The 20,048-nt window shown below is 72.2% G+C and carries 23 protein-coding genes; 11 read left to right on the top strand and 12 right to left on the bottom strand.

Going from position 1 to position 20,048, the window contains the following annotated elements; translation table 11 throughout:
* Positions 1–8: 8 nt before the first annotated feature.
* The 4 genes from BLS95_RS20750 to BLS95_RS20735 all read right to left on the bottom strand — a co-directional run bounded on the left by BLS95_RS20750 (position 9) and on the right by BLS95_RS20735 (position 3,391).
* The gene (locus BLS95_RS20750; RefSeq protein WP_218135911.1) at positions 9–668 is read right to left on the bottom strand and encodes a response regulator transcription factor; all 660 of its coding nucleotides are present in this window, start codon (positions 666–668) and stop codon (positions 9–11) included.
* A gap of 74 nt (positions 669–742) precedes the next feature.
* A complete protein-coding gene (locus BLS95_RS20745; protein WP_090933674.1) occupies positions 743–2,017 on the bottom strand; it encodes a sensor histidine kinase in 1,275 nt (424 codons plus the stop codon).
* A gap of 44 nt (positions 2,018–2,061) precedes the next feature.
* Positions 2,062–2,451 (bottom strand): PPOX class F420-dependent oxidoreductase, encoded by a 390-nt coding sequence (locus BLS95_RS20740; protein ID WP_176993294.1) that lies wholly within the window; start codon positions 2,449–2,451, stop codon positions 2,062–2,064.
* 34 nt (positions 2,452–2,485) lie between these two features.
* Complete coding sequence (locus tag BLS95_RS20735; RefSeq protein ID WP_342742738.1) at positions 2,486–3,391, bottom strand: phosphotriesterase family protein; 906 nt, start codon at positions 3,389–3,391, stop codon at positions 2,486–2,488.
* 160 nt (positions 3,392–3,551) lie between these two features.
* On the opposite strand from BLS95_RS20735, the gene BLS95_RS20730 reads away from it, so the two are divergent.
* Positions 3,552–4,007: a TIGR02611 family protein gene (locus BLS95_RS20730; protein ID WP_090933670.1), complete on the top strand. Its 456-nt coding sequence runs from the start codon at positions 3,552–3,554 to the stop codon at positions 4,005–4,007.
* A 12-nt stretch (positions 4,008–4,019) separates the two neighbouring features.
* On the opposite strand, the gene BLS95_RS20725 is transcribed toward BLS95_RS20730, so the two are convergent.
* Entirely contained in the window at positions 4,020–4,340 is a 321-nt protein-coding gene (locus tag BLS95_RS20725; protein WP_090933668.1) for a GroES family chaperonin, read from the bottom strand.
* Between the two features lie 65 nt (positions 4,341–4,405).
* On the opposite strand from BLS95_RS20725, the gene BLS95_RS20720 reads away from it, so the two are divergent.
* Entirely contained in the window at positions 4,406–5,659 is a 1,254-nt protein-coding gene (locus BLS95_RS20720) for an ArgE/DapE family deacylase (RefSeq protein WP_090934069.1), read from the top strand.
* A 71-nt stretch (positions 5,660–5,730) separates the two neighbouring features.
* Here the strand turns inward: BLS95_RS20720 and BLS95_RS20715 are convergent, their stop codons facing one another.
* From BLS95_RS20715 to BLS95_RS20705, 3 genes are read right to left on the bottom strand one after another with little or no spacing between them, the layout of a single operon-like run.
* Positions 5,731–6,573: an ABC transporter ATP-binding protein gene (locus tag BLS95_RS20715; protein ID WP_090933666.1), complete on the bottom strand. Its 843-nt coding sequence runs from the start codon at positions 6,571–6,573 to the stop codon at positions 5,731–5,733.
* Positions 6,573–7,580, bottom strand: a complete 1,008-nt coding sequence (locus BLS95_RS20710) for a FecCD family ABC transporter permease (protein ID WP_090933664.1) — start codon at positions 7,578–7,580, stop codon at positions 6,573–6,575. The genes BLS95_RS20715 and BLS95_RS20710 overlap by 1 nt, the downstream gene beginning before the upstream one ends.
* Entirely contained in the window at positions 7,577–8,653 is a 1,077-nt protein-coding gene (locus BLS95_RS20705) for a FecCD family ABC transporter permease (RefSeq protein ID WP_245765185.1), read from the bottom strand. The genes BLS95_RS20710 and BLS95_RS20705 overlap by 4 nt, the downstream gene beginning before the upstream one ends.
* 85 nt (positions 8,654–8,738) lie before the next feature.
* Here BLS95_RS20705 and BLS95_RS20700 point away from each other — a divergent pair, with 85 nt between their 5' ends.
* The gene (locus tag BLS95_RS20700; protein ID WP_090933660.1) at positions 8,739–9,740 is read left to right on the top strand and encodes an ABC transporter substrate-binding protein; all 1,002 of its coding nucleotides are present in this window, start codon (positions 8,739–8,741) and stop codon (positions 9,738–9,740) included.
* Here BLS95_RS20700 and BLS95_RS20695 read toward each other — a convergent pair.
* Together BLS95_RS20695 and BLS95_RS20690 are read right to left on the bottom strand one after the other, a co-directional pair.
* A complete protein-coding gene (locus tag BLS95_RS20695; protein ID WP_090933658.1) occupies positions 9,724–12,135 on the bottom strand; it encodes a helicase-associated domain-containing protein in 2,412 nt (803 codons plus the stop codon). The two genes, BLS95_RS20700 and BLS95_RS20695, sit on opposite strands and share 17 nt — an antisense overlap.
* 79 nt (positions 12,136–12,214) lie before the next feature.
* The gene (locus BLS95_RS20690) at positions 12,215–12,709 is read right to left on the bottom strand and encodes an ATP-binding protein (protein ID WP_090933656.1); all 495 of its coding nucleotides are present in this window, start codon (positions 12,707–12,709) and stop codon (positions 12,215–12,217) included.
* A gap of 230 nt (positions 12,710–12,939) precedes the next feature.
* Between BLS95_RS20690 and BLS95_RS20685 the strand changes: the two genes are divergently transcribed.
* The 6 genes from BLS95_RS20685 to BLS95_RS20660 all read left to right on the top strand — a co-directional run bounded on the left by BLS95_RS20685 (position 12,940) and on the right by BLS95_RS20660 (position 16,217).
* Positions 12,940–13,761, top strand: coding sequence for a helix-turn-helix domain-containing protein (locus BLS95_RS20685; RefSeq protein WP_218135910.1), 822 nt, complete (start codon positions 12,940–12,942; stop codon positions 13,759–13,761).
* Positions 13,762–13,998 carry a DUF397 domain-containing protein gene (locus BLS95_RS20680; RefSeq protein ID WP_043632079.1) on the top strand — a complete coding sequence of 79 codons (237 nt, stop codon included), beginning with the start codon at positions 13,762–13,764 and terminating at the stop codon, positions 13,996–13,998.
* A gap of 121 nt (positions 13,999–14,119) precedes the next feature.
* Positions 14,120–14,377 carry a hypothetical protein gene (locus tag BLS95_RS20675; protein ID WP_090933652.1) on the top strand — a complete coding sequence of 86 codons (258 nt, stop codon included), beginning with the start codon at positions 14,120–14,122 and terminating at the stop codon, positions 14,375–14,377.
* A 182-nt stretch (positions 14,378–14,559) separates the two neighbouring features.
* A complete protein-coding gene (locus tag BLS95_RS20670) occupies positions 14,560–15,039 on the top strand; it encodes a hypothetical protein (RefSeq protein ID WP_245765184.1) in 480 nt (159 codons plus the stop codon).
* 20 nt (positions 15,040–15,059) lie between these two features.
* Positions 15,060–15,917, top strand: coding sequence for a maleylpyruvate isomerase mycothiol-dependent enzyme family protein (locus BLS95_RS20665; protein ID WP_090933650.1), 858 nt, complete (start codon positions 15,060–15,062; stop codon positions 15,915–15,917).
* Positions 15,918–15,953: 36 nt separating this feature from the next.
* Positions 15,954–16,217, top strand: a complete 264-nt coding sequence (locus tag BLS95_RS20660) for a sigma factor (RefSeq protein ID WP_090933648.1) — start codon at positions 15,954–15,956, stop codon at positions 16,215–16,217.
* 7 nt (positions 16,218–16,224) lie between these two features.
* On the opposite strand, the gene BLS95_RS20655 is transcribed toward BLS95_RS20660, so the two are convergent.
* Together BLS95_RS20655 and BLS95_RS20650 are read right to left on the bottom strand one after the other, a co-directional pair.
* A complete protein-coding gene (locus tag BLS95_RS20655) occupies positions 16,225–16,809 on the bottom strand; it encodes a histidine phosphatase family protein (protein WP_090933646.1) in 585 nt (194 codons plus the stop codon).
* A 54-nt stretch (positions 16,810–16,863) separates the two neighbouring features.
* Complete coding sequence (locus BLS95_RS20650) at positions 16,864–17,781, bottom strand: TIGR03621 family F420-dependent LLM class oxidoreductase (RefSeq protein ID WP_090933644.1); 918 nt, start codon at positions 17,779–17,781, stop codon at positions 16,864–16,866.
* A gap of 258 nt (positions 17,782–18,039) precedes the next feature.
* Here BLS95_RS20650 and BLS95_RS20645 point away from each other — a divergent pair, with 258 nt between their 5' ends.
* Positions 18,040–18,906, top strand: coding sequence for a Gfo/Idh/MocA family protein (locus BLS95_RS20645; protein WP_090933642.1), 867 nt, complete (start codon positions 18,040–18,042; stop codon positions 18,904–18,906).
* Between the two features lie 201 nt (positions 18,907–19,107).
* On the top strand, positions 19,108–20,046 hold the full coding sequence (locus BLS95_RS20640; RefSeq protein ID WP_090933640.1) for an ABC transporter substrate-binding protein: 939 nt from the start codon (positions 19,108–19,110) through the stop codon (positions 20,044–20,046).
* The last annotated feature ends 2 nt before the right edge of the window (positions 20,047–20,048 follow it).

The following is a 20,048-nucleotide window of genomic DNA, read 5'->3' as shown; positions in this document are numbered from 1 at the left end:
TGGGCCGGTCAGCCGGGGACGGCGAGGCCGGCTCGCATGGCGAACACCACGAGCTGGGCCCGGTCCCTGGCGTGCAGTTTCACCATGGCGCGGCTGACGTGGGTGCGTACGGTGTCGGGGCTGATCACCAGCTCCTTGGCGATCTCCTCGTTGGACCTGCCGGTGGCCACCCACGCCACCATCTCCCGTTCCCGGGGAGTGAGCGTGTCCAGGCCCTCGACCGGTTCGGTGCCGTGCCGGGCGAACAGGCCGATGACCTTCCTGGTGATCGACGGGGACAGCAGCGCCTCTCCTGCGGCGACCACGCGTACGGCGTTGACGAGCTCGTCGGGGGCGCTGTCCTTGAGCACGAAGCCGCTGGCCCCGGCCTGGAGGGCGGCGAAGACGTATTCGTCCACGGCGAAGGTCGTGACGACCACGATCTTGGTGCCACGCAGCTCCGGATCCCCGGCGGCGGCCCGCAGCGTGGCCACGCCGTCCGTGCCCGGCATGCGGATGTCCAGCAGCAGCACGTCGGGACGGGCACGGCGGAGCAGGGCGAGCGCCGCCGCCCCGTCGGCCGCCTCGCCCACCCACTCCATGTCGGGCTCCCGCTCCAGCATGGCCCGCAGCCCCATGCGCACCACCGCCTGATCGTCGGCCACCGCCACCCTGATCACCCCCGCCATGGCAGGCCGCGCGCCGTCGGGGGCCGCTGGAGGTTGCGCGCGGTTGGGCCGGGGCATGGTCTCGTCGGGAGGCGTCACGCTGAGACCTGCGGGAACCTGGCCACCACCTGGAAACCGCCGCCCTCGCGTGGCCCGGCGGTGAACCGGCCGCCCGTCTCGGTCACCCTGGCGCGCATCCCGGCGAGCCCGCGGCCCTCGGCCGAACCCGTCCAACCAGTGCCCCGGTCGGCCACCTCCAGCACGAGCTCGCGCGCATCACCGCTCACCCGCACGAGCGCCCGGGTCGGGCCCGCGTGCCGCAGCACGTTGGTGAGGGACTCGCGCACCACCCGGTAGACCGTGTCCCGGAGCGGGGTGGGCACGGTGAGGTCCGCGGGCTCGACGTCGACCGGCAGGCCCGCCGCCCGCACGCCGCCGATGAGCCCGGCCAGGTCTCCACCGGGCGGATCGATCCCGTCCAGCGCCGCCCGCAACTGGGCCAGCGCCAGGGTGCTCGTGTCCCTGATCGCCTGCAGCGAGGCCCGGGCCTGCTCGGGGTCGTCGTCGAGGGTGACGAGCGCCAGCCCGGCCTGCATGGCGATGGCCGCCAGCCCGTGCCCGGCCGCGTCATGCACCTCACCGGCGATCCTGGCCCGCTCCGACACCATCACGTCCGGCCACGCCCCGGCCCCGTCCACCGGGGCACTGCCCGCGAAGGCAGCGGGGGCACTGCCCGCGAAGGCAGCGGGGGCACTGTCCGCGAACGCAGCGGCGGCGCTGTCGGCGAAGGCGGCGGGGGCGCTGTCGCGGGTGCTGCCCGCGAAGGTGCTGGGGGTGCTGTCGGCGAAGGCGGCAGGGGCGCTGTCGCCGGTCGGGGGGAGGGCCCGTGCCGGGAGCATCGTCCTGAGCCGCTGCCCCGCCTGAGCCGTGGCCGGCATGCCCCACGCTGCCTGCGCGGACGCCCCCTGGCGCACGAACTCCGCGGAAGCGCCACGCTGGACCGAACCGGCATGGGCAGGGGACGAAACGGAATCCGGGTGAGCGGCGGGCCCGAGCGCGCCCGTGTGCGTGGCGGGCGGGACAGAACCCGATCGCGCGGCCGGCCCGGCCGCGCCGGCGGCGGGCCGTCCGTGATCCGTGGGGGGATCCTGGTGGACGCCGGAATCCGGGAGCCGGACCTGGGGCGGCGAGGCGTTGGCGGCGGCCGCCCGGGCCTGGGCGAGGCCGCTGAACGACCAGGGCACGGCCAGCCAGCCGGCCCACGCCAGCATCATCACGACCGGGATGTCGCCCAACCGGCCCAGACGCCTCAGCGTGGCGAACGGCCCGCGCAGAGGCCCGCTCCACCGCCGCGTGTGCTCCGTCGCCATCCCCCACCCGCTCAGGCTCGTGTAGCCCCGATCCTAGCGAGCTTTCACACCGTCCTGCTCAGCCGCGGCCCGTCCAGGTTCCAGGAGATGATCTTGGTGGGGGTGATTCTGATGATCTCCCGGGAGAAGCCCGGCATGGGCGGCTCGTGGTCCGTCAGCGCCACCGCCGTGCCCCGGATCTCGATGCCCCGCGGCGCCCACGGATCGACCGTGGCCAGGTCGTCCACGACGAACGCGACCGTGCTGCCCCGCTGGATGTTCCGGAACTTCTTCGACGCGCCCAGCGCGTGCCCGCCGATGACGATGGCGCCGGTGTCGGCCTCGACGAAGAAGCCGGTCGGGTTGTTCTGAGCCTGCCCGTCAGGCGAGACCGTGGCCAGCCGCCCGAGGTGCTGTGTGGCCAGGTAGTCGAGCTCCGCTTGAGTGAAGATCATGCCGTTCAGTCTGCAACCTTGACATAAGTGGAGGTCAAGCCCGCTGGGCCAGCCCGCCGACCAGCCAGCGCAGCGGGTTGTCATGGGTGATCAGGCGGATGGTGTCCTCCTCGACCCCGCACTCGCGCAGGCGTGGCAGCACCGCGTGGAAGAGCTGGGCGTACCCCGGCCCGCCGTACTTCTGCACCTGCCCCACCCGGCTCAGCCCTGTGCTGATCAGCAGGCGCGCGGCGTGGCCGTCCTCGATCAGGCCCAGCGCGATCCTGGCCGCCTGGTCCGGGCCGAGCCCGAGCACGCTCAGGCTCACGTACGCGCCCGCCTCGACGATCTTGCGCGCGGCCCCGAGGTCGGCCCCCGTGTACCCCACGGCCACCCGGGAGCCCGGCAGGTCCTGCCCGAGCAGGATCTCCAGCAGGGCCAGCGGGCTCCTGCCGTGCGTGGCGACCGGCAGGCGCGACTGGAGGGCGGCGCGCCCGGCGGCGGCCAGGCAGCGCTCCTCGCGCGGCGTGGGCTCGGCGCCCCAGGACCCAACCTCGCCGATCACGCCGGGGAACACCCCGGTGCCGTCCACGCCGCTGAGGATCTCGTCCATCAGCCGGGCGGTGAGCGTGTCCACGTCCTCCTCCCCGACAGCGGTGAACGGCTCGGCGAACAGCCCGGTCGAGGCGATCACCGGCACCCGGCTGCCCGCCGCGATGCGCGCCAGGGAGGCGGGGTCGCGGCCCATGCCCAGACAGGTCAGCTCGACGACCAGCCCGAGATCGTCGGAGTGGCGCAGTTCGCGGAGCTCGGCGGCGACGGTGTGTTCCTCGTCGAGCCAGCGATGCGGGTCGGAGTCGACGCCGACCGCCCAGCGCATGTCGGTACGCAGATGCTCATGGGGGAGTACGGCACCGTTGACCGCGGTCACCCGTACGGGACCGGTGACGGTGCGAAGCAAGACTTCGGGCATAGCAGACGTTAACCGATGTTTGCCGCAACGGCCCTGTTCCGGCAGCAAATTTTACCCTTTGGGTGGTTTGGTGATTTGCTAGCCGTCTGCAAGTGGGCATGCGGGGTAGGGCCGTATTCTTAGGGCACACCGACTGCCGGGGGGCATTGTGCAGGTTCAGAACTCCGACACCGGCGACGCCGACGTGATCAAGGGTGGTGCCGCTGCCCGCTCAGACATGCCCGGGCGCCGTACCGGGATCCAGGGGTGGCTGGACGGTGTCAGGTCCACCCGCGCGGGGGCGCTCACGCTGAAGATCGTGATCGGCGTGATCGGCGCCGTCATGGTGGTGGGCGGCCTGATCATGGTGCCCTTCCCCGGGCCGGGGTGGCTGGTGGTGTTCGCCGGGCTGGCGGTGCTGGCCACCGAGTTCCACTGGGCGCACAAGCTGCTGGAGTTCGGCAAGGGCGTGCTGCACGCCTGGACGCAGTGGTACAAGCGGCAGGGCTGGATCCTGCGCATCCTCGTGCTCATCGTGACCGCCATCGTCGCGGCGGTCATCGTCTATGTGGGCCTGCGCACCCTCGGCATCGACGTGATCGGGATCGCCCAGCGGTTCATCTGAACCGCCGCGCCCTCACAGGTAGAGCCCGGTGCCGTGGTCGGTTTCCTGGGTGGCCACCGCGTGCAGGTCACGCTCACGCATCACGAGATAGACCTGCGCGTGCAGCTCCACCTCGAACTGGTCCTCCGGATTGAACAGCACCTTGTCGCCCACCTTGACCGAGCGCACGTTTGTGCCGACGCCGCAGACCTCGCCCCAGGCCAGGCGGTTGGCCATCTTGACCGTCGCGGGGATGACGATCCCGGAGCCGCTGCGCCGCTCCTCCGCCTCCTGCTCCAGCCTGATCATGACCCGGTCGTGCAACATCTGAATCTCGAACTTGGGCTCTACCACAGGCACAAGTTTACGAGCCGCGCAACGCCGCGTAACACGATCGGCGTTCGTGAGAAGGTGTGACCATGTGCGACGTCGAAGCCAGAGTCCTCAACGCCATCGACGCGGCGGAGACCGTGGACCTACTGGCCGAGACCGTCAGGGTCCCCAGCGTCACCGGCACCGACGCCGAGTCCGAGCTGCAGCACCGCTTCGCCCGTCTGCTCGCCGAGGCGGGCCTGGACGTGGACGTCTGGAAGCTCGACCTCGACGCCCTGACCGCCCGCCCCGGCCACCCCGGCACCGAGGCCCCGAGGACCGAGGGATACGGCGTCGCGGCCGTCACCGGCGGCGAGGGTCCGCCCGCGCTGGCGCTCCAGGGCCACGTGGACGTCGTCCCGACCGGCGACCTGGCCAAGTGGGAGGGCAGCGACCCGTTCGCCGCCCGGATCACCGGTGACGTGCTGCACGGCAGGGGCGCGTGCGACATGAAGGCCGGGCTGGTCGCCAACCTGGCCGTGGTCAGGGCGATCCACCGGGCCGGGGTCAGGCTGGCCAGGCCGCTGGCCGTGCACTGCGTGGTCAGCGAGGAGGACGGCGGGCTCGGCGCGTTCGCCACGCTGGCCAGGGGACACACCGCCGAGGCCGCGGTCATCACCGAGCCCACCAGCGGCACGGTCATCACGGCCAACGCGGGCGCGCTGACGTTCCGGCTGGAGATCGCCGGGCGGGCCGCCCACGGCGCCACCCGGTACGAAGGGGTCAACGCCGTAGAGGTGTTCTGGCCGGTGTTCGAGGCGATCAGGCGCCTGGAGGCCGAGCGCAACCGCGACGTGCCCGGGATCTTCGGCGGCAACGCGATGCCCTATCCGATCGAGGTCGGGACCGTCCGGGCCGGTGACTGGGCCAGCAGCGTGCCCGACCTGCTGGTCGCGGAGGGGCGGCTCGGGGTGCGGCTGGACGAGGACCCGGCCGAGGCGCGGGCCGCGTTCGAGACGGCGGTCGCGGAGGTGGCGCATCCGTGGCTGCGGGCCCACCCGCCCGTGGTGACGTGGCCGGGGGGCCAGTTCGCCAGCGGCCGGCTGCCCGCAGGGCACGAGCTGCTCGACCAGGTCAGCACCGCGGTCGCCGACGTCACGGGCGCTCGCCCGGCGGAGTCGGCCGCACCTTACGGGAGCGACCTGCGCCTCTACGCGGCGGGCGGGATCCCGACGTTGCACTACGGCCCGGGTGACGTGCGGTTCGCGCACGCCCCGAGGGAGCAGGTCGCGCTGAGCGAGCTGCGCACGGTCACGCGGGCCCTGGCACTGCTCGCGCTGCGCCGCTGCGGCACGCTCTGACTCAGCTTCAGTGCGCCTCCAGAACGCTCTGACCGGCGCGCCTGACCGGCACGCTCTGATCGGTGCGCCGGTCAGGCGGAGGCGCGCACACGGCGGCGGCTGCCGGCCAGCATGGGGACGATGAGCGGCGTGCCCGACTGCGGATCGGGGATGATCTCGCACCGCAGGTCGAACACCGAGCGCACCAGGTCGGGCGTGACGATCTCGGCCGGGTCGCCCTCCGCGACGATCTCGCCGGCCCGCATCACGATCAGGTGCGTCGCGTAGCGGCACGCCTGGTTCAGGTCGTGCAGCACGGCCACCATGGTCCGCCCGGCCTCGTGCAGGTCGGCGCAGAGGTCCAGCACCTCGATCTGGTGGGAGATGTCCAGGAACGTGGTGGGCTCGTCCAGCAGCAGGATCGGCGTCTCCTGCGCCAGCGCCATGGCCAGCCACACCCGCTGCCGCTGCCCGCCCGACAGCTCGTCCACGATCCGGTCGGCCAGCTCTGTCACGTCGGTCGCCCGCATCGCCTCGGCCACCGCCGCCTCGTCGGCCTTCGACCACTGCCGCATGAGCCGCTGGTGCGGATAACGGCCGCGGGCGACCAGGTCGGCCACGGTGATCGCGTCGGGCACGATCGAGCTCTGCGGCAGCAGCCCCAGCCGCCGCGCCACCTCCTTCGACGGCAGCGACGTGATGACGCTCCCGTCCAGGTGCACGGCGCCCGTCCTGGGCCTGAGCATCCTGGCCAGCGCGCGCAGCAGGGTGGACTTGCCGCAGGCGTTCGGCCCGATGATCACGGTGAAGGAGGCGTCGGGGATGGCCACCTTCAGTCCGGTGGCCACGACACGCCGGTCGTAGGCGAGGGTGAGATCGGAACCCGACAGTCGCGCGGATCCCGTGAGTCGGGCCGAAAGTCCGGTGGAAGCCATCAGCGGCGCTCCTTTCGCAGCAGCAGGGCAAGATATGTGCCGCCGATCGCGGCGGTCAGCACGCCGACGGGCAGTTGGGTGGGCGCGAGCAGCCGCTGCGCGGCCAGGTCGGCGGCGGTCAGCAGGACGGCCCCCATGAGCGCCGAGGCCCCCAGCGTGACCCCGGGGGAGCGGGTGAGCCGCCGGGCCAGCTGCGGCGCGGCCAGCGCGACGAACACGACCGGACCGGCGGCGGCCGTGGCCACCCCGGCCAGCAGCACGCCCGCCGTGATCGCCACCGCCCGTACGGCCTCGACCCGGATGCCCATGGACCGGGCCGCGTCGTCGCCCATCTCGATCATCCGCATCGGCCGCGCCACGGCCGCGCACATCGGCAGCAGCACGGCCAGCGCCAGCGCCACCGGCACCGCGTGGTCCCACCCGCGCCCGCTCAGGCTGCCGGTCAGCCACGCGCCCGCGGTGGCCGCGTCGTTGATGTTCGCCCTGGTCAGCAGGTAGGAGTTGACGGCGACCAGCAGCGCGTTGACGCCGATGCCGACCAGGACCAGCCGGTAGCCCTGCACGCCCCGGCGGAAGGCCAGCGCGTAGACCAGCAGGGCCGTGACCATGCAGCCCGCCAGCGCGCCGCCCGCGATCTGTGTGGCGGTGCCCCCGGCCACCACCGCTACGATGCCGCCGGTGGAGGCCCCGGCGGTGAAGCCGATGAAGTCAGGGCTGCCGAGGGGGTTCCTGGTGAGGCTCTGGAAGATCGCGCCGCTGACCCCGAACGCCGCCCCGACCAGCAGGCCGGTCACCACCCGGGGTGCCCGCAGCCGGCTCACGATCAGCTCGGCGACCGGCGTGCCCTGGCCGAACACCGCCCGTACGATGTCCGGCACGGGCACGGTGAACTCGCCGGTCGACAGCGCCGCGACGCTCACCACGCACAGGGCCGCGACGAGTCCCAGGCAGGCGATCAGGGCGCGCGGCGCCAGCCGTACGGACCAGGGGCCGACTCGAACGGTCACAGCGCGGCCACCCGCCTCCGCCGGGCCAGCATGATGAAGACCGGCGCGCCGATCACCGCCCACATGATGCCCACCTGCACCTCCCCGGGCCGGGCGATCAGCCGGCCCACGACGTCGGCCCCGAGCAGCAGCACCGGCGCGGCCAGCGTCGAGTACGGCAGCACCCACCGCTGGTCGGGCCCCACCAGCGCGCGCACGGCGTGCGGCACGATCAGCCCGACGAACCAGAGCGGCCCGGCGGCGGCCGTGGCCGCGCCGCACAGTAAGGTGACCGCCACCCCGGTGAGGATCCGCGTCCGGTTGACCGCCACGCCCAGCGCCTGGCCCGCCTCGTCGCCCAGCGCCAGCGCGTTGAGCGGCCTGGCCAGCAGCAGCCCGAGCACCAGCCCCACGGCCATGAACGGCGCCAGCCGCGCCAGCGTGTCCGCCGTCTGCCCGGCCAACGACCCGGTCAGCCAGAACCGCATGCGGTCGAAGGTCTGGGGGTCCATGCGCAGGATGGCCGAGGACACCGCCGTGAACACCATGCCGAGTGCGACGCCCGCCAGCGCGAGGCGTACCGGGCTGGAGCCGGCTCGGCCGGAGGAGGCGAGCGTGTGGACGGCCATGGCGGCCAGCGCCGCGCCGCCGAAGGCGAACCAGACGTAGACCGCGGGATCGGACAGCCCGAACAGGCCGAGCGCGAGGGTGACGCCCAGCGCCGCGCCCTCGTTGACGCCCAGCAGCCCGGGGTCGGCCAGCGGGTTGCGGGTCAGGCTCTGCATCAGCGCGCCCGCCAGCCCGAGCGTCGCGCCCACGCCGAGCCCCAGCAGCGTACGCGGCACGCGCAGCTCGCGGATGACGGTGTGGTCGCTGGAGCCGTTCGGGACCAGGAAGGCGTCGATCACCGTCGAGAACGACATGGACCGCGCGCCCAGCGCCACGCTCGCCATCGCCACCAGCACCAGTAAGCCCGCCGTCACCAGCAGCCCGGCGACCAGCACGGCGGCCCGCCCGCGCGACCCGCCACCGGCCCCGCCGCCCACCGCGCCTCTTTCCGCGCCGCCCACCGCCGCCTCCTCAGCCGAGCGCACCCCGCCCCCCTTCCCTGGCATTCGAACTTAGGTAAGGCTAATCTCATGACCACTTAGTGAGGCAAGCCTAACCTTAGGAGCGCACATGTCAGGACCGGTACTGGCACGCAGGGGATTCCTGTCGGCGGCGATGGGCCTCACGGCGGCCGTGACGCTGGCGGCCTGCGGCGACGAGCCACAGCAGGCCACGCCCGGCGCGGGAGCGGCCCCGGCCCAGCGCTGGACGTTCACCGACGACCGCGGTACGAAGCTCGACCAGCCCGGCCGCCCCGCCAGGATCGTCGCCCAGGTGGGCGCCGCCGCGGCCCTGTGGGACTTCGGCGTGCGCCCCATCGCCGTCTTCGGCCCGCACAAGCTCAAGGACGGCAGCAGGGACCCGCAGGTCGGCAACGTCGACCTCGCCAAGGTCGTGGGCCTGGGCAACGTGTGGGACGAGTTCAACGTCGAGCAGTACATCTCCCTCCAGCCCGACCTGCTGGTCAGCGGCATGTACGAGAAGGGCGCCCTCTGGTACGTGCCCGAGAAGTCCAAGGACACCATCGAGCAGGTCGCCCCCACCGTCGGCATCATGCTCACCGGGCGCAGTGCCACCGAGGTGATCGGCCGCTACGAGGAGCTGGCCAGGACCCTCGGCGCCGGCATGCGGGGCGTGCCCGAGGCCAAGGCGCGGATGGAGGCCGCCACCAAGGAGCTCGCGAAGTTCGAGGACCTCAAGATCCTGTTCATGTCCGGCGGCCCCGACACGATGTGGGTGGTCAACCCGCCCGAATATCCGGACATCATGCACCTGATGGCGGCCGGCCTGGACGTCGTCAAGCCGTCGCAGGTGGACGAGGGCGGCTTCTTCCAGTCGCTGAGCTGGGAGAACGCGGACACGTACGCCGCCGACGTGATCCTCTACGACACGCGTACGCAGTCGCTCAAGCCCGAGGAGATGCTGGCCAAGCCCACCTTCGCCAAGCTGCCCGCGGTCGAGGCGGGGCAGCTCTACCCGTGGAACGCCGAGGCGCCCTTCAGCTATCAGGGCTACGCGGCCTTCCTGGAGGGGCTGGTGGCCAACCTCGGGAAGGCTAGTAAGCTCCCCTGACCTCGACGATCTCGGCGAGGGGGAACTCCAGGTAGTCCCCTGCCTCCTCGCACCAGGCGTCCAGCGCGCCGCCCTTGAGCTCGCCGTGGCTGATCGTGGCGGTCAGCCCGCCGGTCAGCGTGATGCCCGCGCGGACCCCGCGGTCGACCACGAACCCGAGCAGCGACTGCTGCGCCGTCGGCAACCGCGTCGCCATCCGGCCGATGACCGCCCAGGTGCGGCCGCCCTTCTCGGCGTCCTGCCGGGTGGCCAGCAGCCGGCGGGCGTGCTCGTGCGGATCGGGCGGCGGCTCGGCGAGCATGTGCAGCGGCGCCTCGGCCAGGCCGGGGAAGTCGGACAGCTCGGCCACCTGGCCGCCGGGCAGCAGGATCAGCTTGCCGTTGGGCGGCTCCTCGGCCCTGGCCCGGTGAATGGTGATCTCGCCGGTGTCGGAGACGGGCACCGGTGAGTAGCCGACCTCGCGCAGCGCGGCCAGCGTGCGCTCGGCTCCGACCCCGCTCACCAGCACCGTGGGGGCCAGCAGCCGCAGGCCGAGCCGGCCCAGCCGCCGGTGCGCGGCGATCTCGGCGAGCAGGGCGGGGTCGCCCGCCTGGATGACGCAGCCGACCGTGCTGACCGTCACCTCGCCGTGCCGGCGGGCGGTGTCGCGTACGAGGTATTCCAGCGGCTGCGGGATGGTGCCCACCGTGGCCAGCTCGTCCAGCAGGTCGTCGGCCTCGTGACCGTGGTCGAGCGCGCGGCGCACGCTCTCGGTGGTGAAGCGCCACACCGAGGCCGCGCCCCGCGACTCGCGCTCGGCGACCCGGTCGAGCAGCGCCGCCAGCTCCGCCGACGGCGGTCCCGTCACCACCGCGGTCAGGTCGGGGCCGAACAGCGCGCTCCTGCGCACGCTCGCCAGCGCCCGGGTGGCCGCCTCGGCCAGCACCGGATCGTGCTCGATCATCGGTACGGAGTCGTCGTTCTCGTCACCCGGCTGGGCGGTGAGCCCGGCCAGCGCCCGGCCGAGGTCGGTGAGCGAGTCGTTGGCCAGCAGGCCGAGCAGCCTGGCCTCGTCGAGCACCGCGGGCGTGCAGGCGAACAGCAGCTCGCGGTCGATCAGCGGGGCGTGCCAGTGCACGTTGCGCGCGAGACTGGTCCGGTCGGCGAAGGCCATGCCGGCGGGCAGGTGGGCCAGCACCGACAGCACGGCCCGGCGGATCCGGGCCATCACGCTGCCGGCGGGGTCGTCGCCGAGCACCGTGCCGTACTTGCCGTCGACCTTGCGCAGCGACGACCGCTCCATGCGCCACCAGGCCGACAGCAGCACCCGCAGCCGGGCCGAGCCCTCGTCGAGCCGCCAGCGGTCGAAGCGCTCGGTGGGGATCATGCCGCCGGACGAATCGTCCCAGGCCAGCAGCCTGGCCACCGCGCAGACCTCCAGCAGCAGGCGGGTCTCGTCCTCGTCGCAGCCGGTCTCCTTGGCCACCCTGCGGACCTCGCGCACCCCCACGCCGCCGGTCTTGAGCAGTGGCAGCGGGGTCTTGGAGGCGTTGTCGAGCAGCGCCGCGCACCGCTCCACCACGTGCGGCGCGGCCAGCGTCATCAGGTGGTCGACCTCTTCGGGGTCGACCGGGATCGTGGCCACCTCGGGCCCGTCGGGCAGGAAGGGCGGGTGGTAGCCGGGGCCGCGCAGGCAGATCGCCACCTCGCGGGGGATCTCGGCGACGTGCCAGCTCGGCCGGAAGAGCAGGCCGTGGTCGGCGCACCATTTCTCCGGCGTGCCGGGGCTGACGAACGCGCCGCCGTCGATGTTGAGCGCGGGCCCGTCCCAGGCGAAGCGGTCGAGCAGCGGCACCGTGCCGTCGGGGGCGTTTCGCATCAACGCGGTGACGCGCTCATTGTCGCTGAGCGCCTCGGTGACCCGGGTGATGACGCGGCGCTTGTTGCCCTGCGCGGGCAGGCCGAGGTTGCGCGCGAGCGCGTGCAGGGCGTCGTTGCTGATCGTCCAGGAGTTGAGGTAGTGGTCGAGCGGCTCGCCGAGGCTGAGCGGGGCGGACCACCAGCGCGCGACCCCTTCGGCGAGATGGATCACCCCCTCGCCGTCCGGCCAGGCCAGCGCGTGGTCATAGAGGTGTTCGAGCCAGCGGGTCACCTCGTCGGGGCGGGCGGCGACGAAGGTCGCCAGCCGCTCGGCCGTGGGGCGGCTCATGGCCAGCGCCGCCTCAGCGAGCTGCAGGCAGGGCAGCGGCAGGCGCCGCAGGGTCTCCATCACGGCGAAGCCGTTGCCGAGTCGCTGGGCCAGGGTGTCGAGCCGGCGCGGCCAGGGGGCGGCGATGGCATCGGGCCGGTTGGCCAGGACACGGCCGAGTCGGTCTTCGTCTAGTGTTCGCAGCCAGCCGAGCAGGTGATCTTCCATCTGTCAGCACTCTCATGGGGTCGCGCGCTGGGACTCACCGTGAGCCATGACCATCCACGGTAATGCAGATCACCGCCGGTCAGGAGAGGACCGCCCAGACGATCTTTCCGTGTGGTGCGAGTGCTGACCAACCCCAGCGGAGGCTGATTGATTCGACGATGTGGAGTCCGAGGCCGCCGGTGTCAAGGGGGCCAGGGTATCGCAGCACCGGCACCGAGGCGCCTGGATCGGTGAAGGCGCTGGTCACGAGGGGGCCGCGGCGCACGAGGGACATGTGGACCGCACGCTCGCGGCGCGGGTCGTCCAGGCACAGCCCGTGGCGCAGCGCGTTGGTCGCCAGCTCGGAGACCACCAGCTCCATGTTCTCGATCAGCTCGGCCAGTCCCCAGCCGGTGAGCACGCCGGTGGTGAAGGCGCGGGCGGCGTGGACGGAGGACGCCGTGGGCGGGAGCACGAACGTGGCGCTCCCCGCCGGTCCGGGGACCAGCAGGTCGCGGGCCGCCTCCGGCCACCAGCCGACAGGAGGCCACCAGTCGAACGTGGTCCACTCGCCGGTCGCCGTGGTGGATTGCACTTGATCATTCTGCTTCAAACTCTCGTGCAGGTGCAAGAGCGAATGCACGTGCAGACAATCCGTGCACACGATACGGTTGCCATCAAATGGTCAATATGGGGGAAAGGGGATCTTGTCCGCGGCCCATGATCTATCGGCCGTGAAGTGACAGACTGTCTCGCAAGGAAACGACCAAGGAGCAGCACGTGTCCATTGATCCGCCCGGATCCGGTTCGACCGTTCGGCGCATCATGCTCGGGGCGAGTCTAAGGCGCCTGCGTGAGGCGAGCGGGCTCGACCGTGGACAAGCCGGATTCCACATCCGGGCGTCCGAGTCCAAGATCAGCCGCATGGAGCTCGGCCGCGTCGGCTTCAAGACACGTGATGTGGAAGACCTGCTCACCCTGTACGGCGTCGTCGACGATTCCGAGCGCCGTGCCCTGTTGGAGATGGTTCGCGAGGCCAACACCCCCGGGTGGTGGCACAAGTACTCGGCCGAGTTACCCACGTGGTTCACCACGTACGTGGGCCTGGAGGAGGCCGCCAGCGTGATCCGTACCTATGAGGTGCAGTTCGTGCCGGGCCTGCTGCAGACGGCCGCCTATGCGCGCTCGGTCTTCCAGCTTGGCAACCCCGATGCAACCCCGGACAAAATAGAACGCCGTGTGCATATGCGCATGCAGCGTCAGGAGCGTTTCACCCAGAAGGACGGCCCCCGCCTGTGGGCCGTCATCGACGAGGCGGCGCTCAAGCGGACCATCGGCGGGCGGGAGGTCATGTCCGAGCAGCTCCAGCATCTGCTCGAAGTCGCTGCCCTTCCCAACATCACCATTCAGGTGATGCCCTTCAAGTTCGGCAAGCATGCCGCTGAAGGGGGCGCGTTCAGCATCTTGCGGTTTCCCGAGTCCGACTTGTCGGACGTTGTCTACGTCGAGCAGCTCTGGGGTGCCCTGTACCTGGACAAGCGTGAGGACATCGACCCGTATCTCACGGCTATGGAGCAACTGTGCGTGGAGAGCACCACGCCAGGGGGCACCGTCGAGCTCATCGGCGGTCTTCTCAGAAAGATGTAGATGAACCAGACCTACAACGGCATGCCCGCGGCGGACCTGACGCAGGTCGCGTGGCGCAAGAGCCGCTACAGCAACTCGCAGGGCAACTGCGTGGAACTCGCCGAGCTTCCCGACGGCGGGATCGCGGTACGCAACTCGCGCTTCCCCGACGGCCCTGCCCTCATCTATACCCGCGACGAGATCCGGGCCCTGGTGCTCGGGGTAAAGGACGGAGAGTTCGACGGCCTGCTCGTCTGACGGCGGCCTGCCCGCCGGCGGCCCGGCCCGTTAACGGTGCTGTAACCTCCGGCGCGCCTGCTTTACGGGGGCGCGCCGGAGGCGTAACCGTCCGGCCTCGTACGGCCGACAGGATCAGGACATGCTCGACCAGCTGAACCTCTATCCGATCGCCGACGACGTGCTGTTCGCGCCGGGCGGCAAGGTCGTGATCCGCACCTACGGAGTCGCGCCCGCCGCCACGGGCGCCTCCATCTCCTACCGCACCTGGGTGACCGGCATCCGGGACCAGCCCCGCTACTGGCACTGGGGCCACTTCGAGGACGCGGCCCACGGGCACCGCCGGGTCCTGGAGTGGCTCACGGGCCGCGGGCCGCAACCTTCCCAGGCGCTGGCCTGATCGCTATCCTCATGCCGAGCAACCGCTTGGTAGAGGAGGCGCCGTGCGGCGCGCGATCCACCTGCTCGAAGAGGTCGACTTCAGGCCCATGAACTCCAGGCGCCCGCGGGAATACCTCAGCCTGGCTGACCCGCTACAAACGCGAGGACGAGACCCTCGCCGCGCCCACGCTCACCTCCGGCATGTCCATCAGGTCCCGCGAGATCAACCTCGTCGGCGCCTTCTACGCGGTCGGCATCACCGGCCACCCCCAGTTCAGGGTCGTCACGCTGTGGGACTGCCACGGCGGCTGGGAGGGCGGCTGGCGGCAGATGATGGAGATCTACCAGGGGGTGGACCGGCGGCTGTTCCTGTCCGACATCGACGACCTGCGCTTCTCCGCCCCGCTGCTCGCCGAGCACGGCCACACCCTGGTCGGCCTGTACGAGGTGCTCTTCTGCGACACCGAGGCGGTCATCCTCTGGGCCGTCTCGCTCGACGACCACCTGGCCACCCAGCGGGCCCGCGACGCCGCGCTCGGCCTCGACGACGAGGTGACCCCCGATTCCCGGCTGCTCGCCTGGGGTAATCGGGCTCGCGACTATCTGGATGGCCGCTGGCGTGAGACGCTTCTGGCACCGTACCCCGGTTGCCGCCTGGCGCCGGTGGGCCGGCCGGACTAGCGTCGGCTGCGGAGGTGGCCATGACGGAGTCATACCTCTACAACGGGCAGAGCCCCGACGAGCACGTCGCCTCGTGCCCCGACTGCGGCGCGGCCATCGCGCTCCTCGACGAGCCGGACCCGGCGGTGGCGCCGCCGCCCACGCTGCGTGAGGCGGTCCTGTCGATGGCGCGCCGCCGCCGCAGCCCCGCGGTGCTCGGGGTGTCCACCGTGGCGGTGCCGTACGCCGAGCAGGTGGCGCTCATGGACGACCTGCTCGCCGAGCTGAGCGAGCCCCAGTGGGAGGCCCCGATCGCCAAGCACGGCACGGTCGGGGGCCTGGTGGAGCACCTGGCGGACAACGACGCGACCGTGGCCCGCTTCCTCGGGGCCCGCTTCACGGGCGTGCCGCGCCCGGCCGTGACGCCGGCTCACCGGCGCTGGCGCGAGCAGGCCGGGTCCCTGCTGGCGCGGGTCTCCGCCAGTAGCGAGGTGCTGCTGGGTGTCGAGGTGGCGCTGGCCGGGGCGCGGCCCGCCCGGGCGCCGCTGCGCCAGGCCATGGTGCAGCGCACGTTCGAGACGTGGACGCACGCCGAGGACATCAGGGCCGCCACCGACCGGGCCGGCTCCGCGCCGCGCGCCGAGCACGTGCACATGATCGCGGAGTTCGGGCTGGCCCTGCTGCCGCGCGCTGAAGGGGCCGCGCCGCGACGTCTCCGCCACCGTGGTGCTGACCGGGCCCGGCGGCGGCAGCTGGACCGTCCCGCTGTCACCGGCCTCCGACCACGTCGCCGTGATCATCTCGGCCGACGCGGTGGATTTCTGCCGGTTGCTGGGCAACCGGTGGGCGCCCGGCTCCTTCCCGTACGCCGCGGAAGGAGACCCCGCCCTCGCCCGTGACCTGATCCACGCCGCTGCCACCCTGGGGTGCGACTGATGAGCGACATGGACCTGTGCGCCCGGCTGACGGCCGGTGACCTCGACGCTCTGGCCGACGCGTACGACCAGCACGGCTCATACGTCTACGGAGTCGCGGTCAAGGTCAGCGGCAGCCAGTCGTGCGCCGAGGAGGTCACCCAGAGCGTCTTCGTGGCCCTGTGGGAACAACCGCTCTCCTACGATCCCAGCCTGGGATCGTTACGCGGCTGGCTGGTGAGCAGGGCGCTGCACGAGTCGGCCCTGCGCGCCAAGGTCAGCTGACCGGCTCTCACCCCGCCGGGGCGTTCCAGGTCAGCAGCACCGGCTCGTCGTGCTCGTAGCCGAGCCGCGAATAGGTGCCGGTGTCGAGCTTGAACAGCCTGCCCTCCGCCGGATCCAGGCCCAGCCAGCGGGCCGCCAGCACGCGCAGGAAGTGGCCGTGCGCGACCAGCGCCACCCGTCCCGGGGCCTGCTCGGCCCGCGCGATCACCCGGTCGGCGCGGGCTGCCACCTCGGCCGCGCTCTCGCCGGGGTGCTCGGCGTCGCCGGGGATCACGCCGTCGCGCCACAGGTACCACTCGGGCCGGGTCTGCCTGATCTCCGCCGTGGTGATCCCCTCATAGCCGCCGTAGTCCCACTCCCACAGGTCGGCGTCCACCCGGTAGCCGGTCAGCCCGGCCAGCTCCGCCGTGCGCCTGGCCCGCCCGGCGGGGGAGACCAGCACCAGGTCGAAGGGCTCTCCCTTGACCAGTGGCGCCAGCGCCCTGGCCTGGTCCTCGCCGTGCTCCGTCAAAGGCAGGTCTGTACGTCCGGTGTGCTTACCCGCCTTGCTCCATTCGGTCTCACCGTGTCGGAGCAACAGCATCTCATTCATGCAGTCCATCATCCGGCACGGCCGGCCGCGGCCCTGCTTCAGGTGGCGGCGGGATCATCCCCGCGTGGCCAGTTCCTCCACGACGGGGGTGAAGGCCGGGAGGTCCCGCTCGTGGTGGAGCACGAAATACGAGATGTCGTGCTCGTCCCTCCAGTAGCGGATCTGTTCGGCGAGGTCGTGGCGTGTCCCCAGCAGCGCCTGGGGTGTCCCGTCCAGCGCCGGGCCGTCGGCGGCGGCGCTCCACGATTCCCTCGCCGCCGGTTCGCCCACCTGGAGCACGCTCGTGCCCAGCTCCAGGCGCTCGTAGCGACCGGCGGCGGCCGTGCGCAGGAGGTCGAGCTTGGCCAGGAACGCCGCCCGGCCGCCGTCGCGCGGGTCGGGCCCGCCGCCGTCGGGGCGCACCCGCGTCGCGATGTTCACGATGTCCGCCTCCTCGGCCGCCAGCCGCAGCATCCGCCGCCCGCCCGCGCCGAGCAGCAGCGGCGGGTGCGGCCTGCGTATCGGCTTGGGGTGCTGGTCGAGGTCGCGGATGCGGTAGTGCCGCCCCTCGAAGCTGAACTGACCGTCCGCCCAGAGCCCCTTGAGTACGGTGAGCGCCTCCCGCAGCCGGTCGATCCGGGTCCCCGGCGGCTCCAGCGCCAGCCCGGCGCCCGCGTAGTCGCCCGCCATCCAGCCCGTCCCGATCCCCAGCTCCAGCCGCCCGCCGGAGAGCAGGTCGAGGGTGGCGGCCTCCTTGGCCAGTACGGCCGGATGCCGGAAGTCGTTGGCGAACACCAGCGTCCCCACCCGCAGCCGGCTGGTGGCGCAGGCGGCCGCGGTGAGCGCGGCGATGGGCGCGAACCGGGCCCCGACCAGGTGATCGGGCACCAGTAGCACCTCGAACCCGGCCCCTTCGAGCCGTCTGGCCCGCTCGGCCCAGGCCCGCCCCGACTCGGCCTCCCGTACCACCGCCCCGAACCTCAACCGCCGCACGACGCCTCCCGACCGCTTCCCCGAACCACCAGCCTAGCCGAGGGCTTACCAAGCGCTTGCTCCGGTGCGAGACTGGGCGCCATGGAGCTCTGGGTGCGCCAGGCGACGGACGGCGAGGCGGCGTTCTTCGACGAGCACGGCTGGGTGCGCCTCGGCGCGGCCGCTTCGACGGCGAGATCACGCTGGTGACGGGCACCGGCCGGAGCGCGACCACCCTTGACCACTAAGGTCGGCACATAGCCGTACTTAGGAGGACATATGGAGCCCTACACTCCGGTGTCGGTCGGGTTGGTCGGAGCGGGTCCGTGGGCCGAGCGGGCGCACGCGCCGATGCTGGCCCGGGGGCCGCACACGCGGCTGGCCGGAGTGTGGGCCCGCCGCCCCGAGCAGGCCGCCCGGCTCGGCGTGCCGGTGTTCACCAGGATCGAGGAGTTGTTCGACGCCTGCGAGGCGGTGGCGTTCTGCGTGCCGCCCGCCGTCCAGGCCGACCTCGGCGTGCGTGCCGCCCGCGCGGGCAAGGCGCTGCTGCTGGAGAAGCCGCTGGCCGACTCGCTGGACAACGCCCGCCGCTTGGCCGAGGCGGTCGCGGAGGCGGGCGTGGCCTCCCAGATGGTGCTCACCATGCGCTACGCCGTGCAGACGCGCGCCTTCCTGGCCCGCTGCGCCGAGATCGGCGCGTTCGGCGGCCACGCCGCGAACATCTCCAGCGTGCTTCTCGGCGGCCACCCGTTCTCCACCCCCTGGCGGCTGGCCCGCGGCGCGCTGCTGGACGTCGGGCCGCACGTGATCGACCTGCTCGACGCCGCCCTCGGCAGGGTGACCGGGGTGCGCGCGCACGGCGACCCGCTGCGCTGGACCGGGCTGCTGCTGGAGCACGAGGGCGGCGCCGTCAGCGAGGTGTCCCTGTGCATGGCCGCCACCGGCGACCTGCCGCCCGCCACGATCGCCGTGTACGGCCGCACCGGCAGCGCCGTGCTCCCGGCCTTCGACGACGACCCCCTGGACAACGTGGCCGCCGAGTTCGCCAAAACCGTGCGCGACGGCGGCGGGCATCCCCTCGACGCCGCCCACGGGCTCCGGCTCCAGCGGATCATCGCCGAGGCGGAGGCCCAACTGGCCCCTTGACGCCGGGAGAGTACGGGGATTGATAGCGTTTGTCCGACGCGCAGCGTTGCAGCGAAGTCCGGTGGGAATCCGGCGCTGTCCCGCAACTGTCATAGCCAGGTCGCCTGCCGCCGCGCCGACGTCGTCAACCCTCGTGGAAAAGGGTGATCCGTCGCTCTCCCAGCGGGTCCCTCGGTTCCGAACAGTGTGAAAGGAAACCTCGTGAGGCCCGTACGCACGGTCTTCGCGGGTGCGCTGCTGGGAACGCTCGTTCTGGCCGGTTGCGGCCAGAACGCCCCCACCGCCCCGACTCCCGTCCCCGCCCCCGCAAGCTCCGCCCCGGCGGCGGGCTTCCCCGTCACGATCGAGGCGGGCAACGGCCAGGTCACCATCGCCAGGAAGCCGGAGCGCATCGTCTCGCTGTCGGCCACCCACACCGAGACGCTGTTCGCCATCGGCGCCGGCTCCCAGGTGGTCGCGGTCGACGACCGGTCGAACTACCCGCCGGAGGCCCCCAAGACCGCCCTGTCGGGCTTCAAGCCGAACGTCGAGGCGATCGTCGCCCAGAAGCCCGACCTCGTCGTCATCTCCGACGACATCGACCACATCGCCGCCGAGCTGGGCAAGGTGAACGTGCCCGTGCTGCTCCAGCCGGCCGCCACCCGGCTCGACGAAGCCTACGAGGAGATCTCCGAGCTCGGTGCGGCCACCGGCAACCTGGCCAAGGCGGACGAGGTCGTGTCCGACATGAAGACGGCCATGGACAAGCTGGCCGCCGAGGCGCCCAAGGACAAGAAGCTCACCTATTACCACGAGCTCGACCAGACGCCGTACGCGGCCACGTCGCAGACGTTCATCGGCCAGGTCTACGCCATGTTCGGCCTGACCAACATCGCCGACAAGGCGCCGGACGCGGCGGGCGGCTATCCCAAGCTGTCGGCCGAGTTCGTGGCCCAGGCCGACCCCGACCTGATCTTCCTGGCCGACGTCAAGTGCTGCCAGCAGAGCAGGGACACCCTTGCCGCGCGCCCCGGCTGGAAGGACCTGAAGGCCGTCAAGAACGACAAGGTGACCCAGCTCGACGACGACCTCGCCTCCCGCTGGGGGCCGCGCGTCGTCCAGCTCGCCGAGGCCATCGGCGCCGCGGTGGCGGCGGCCTGACC

Origin of the sequence: Nonomuraea jiangxiensis (assembly GCF_900099965.1) — a bacterium.
GTDB lineage: Bacteria > Actinomycetota > Actinomycetes > Streptosporangiales > Streptosporangiaceae > Nonomuraea > Nonomuraea jiangxiensis.
This window is presented reverse-complemented; position numbering and strand designations above follow the sequence as displayed.

Coding starts and splice junctions, on each gene's coding strand:
- BLS95_RS20745 (WP_090933674.1), bottom strand. CDS start 2,017: ATGGCGACGGAGCACACGCGGCGGTGGAGCGGGCCTCTGCGCGGGCCG.
- BLS95_RS20700 (WP_090933660.1), top strand. CDS start 8,739: ATGTCAGGACCGGTACTGGCACGCAGGGGATTCCTGTCGGCGGCGATG.
- BLS95_RS20670 (WP_245765184.1), top strand. CDS start 14,560: ATGTCCATCAGGTCCCGCGAGATCAACCTCGTCGGCGCCTTCTACGCG.
- BLS95_RS20660 (WP_090933648.1), top strand. CDS start 15,954: ATGAGCGACATGGACCTGTGCGCCCGGCTGACGGCCGGTGACCTCGAC.
- BLS95_RS20665 (WP_090933650.1), top strand. CDS start 15,060: ATGACGGAGTCATACCTCTACAACGGGCAGAGCCCCGACGAGCACGTC.
- BLS95_RS20740 (WP_176993294.1), bottom strand. CDS start 2,451: ATGATCTTCACTCAAGCGGAGCTCGACTACCTGGCCACACAGCACCTC.
- BLS95_RS20715 (WP_090933666.1), bottom strand. CDS start 6,573: ATGGCTTCCACCGGACTTTCGGCCCGACTCACGGGATCCGCGCGACTG.
- BLS95_RS20645 (WP_090933642.1), top strand. CDS start 18,040: ATGGAGCCCTACACTCCGGTGTCGGTCGGGTTGGTCGGAGCGGGTCCG.
- BLS95_RS20680 (WP_043632079.1), top strand. CDS start 13,762: ATGAACCAGACCTACAACGGCATGCCCGCGGCGGACCTGACGCAGGTC.
- BLS95_RS20695 (WP_090933658.1), bottom strand. CDS start 12,135: ATGGAAGATCACCTGCTCGGCTGGCTGCGAACACTAGACGAAGACCGA.
- BLS95_RS20685 (WP_218135910.1), top strand. CDS start 12,940: ATGCTCGGGGCGAGTCTAAGGCGCCTGCGTGAGGCGAGCGGGCTCGAC.
- BLS95_RS20720 (WP_090934069.1), top strand. CDS start 4,406: ATGTGCGACGTCGAAGCCAGAGTCCTCAACGCCATCGACGCGGCGGAG.
- BLS95_RS20655 (WP_090933646.1), bottom strand. CDS start 16,809: ATGAATGAGATGCTGTTGCTCCGACACGGTGAGACCGAATGGAGCAAG.
- BLS95_RS20675 (WP_090933652.1), top strand. CDS start 14,120: ATGCTCGACCAGCTGAACCTCTATCCGATCGCCGACGACGTGCTGTTC.
- BLS95_RS20750 (WP_218135911.1), bottom strand. CDS start 668: ATGGCGGGGGTGATCAGGGTGGCGGTGGCCGACGATCAGGCGGTGGTG.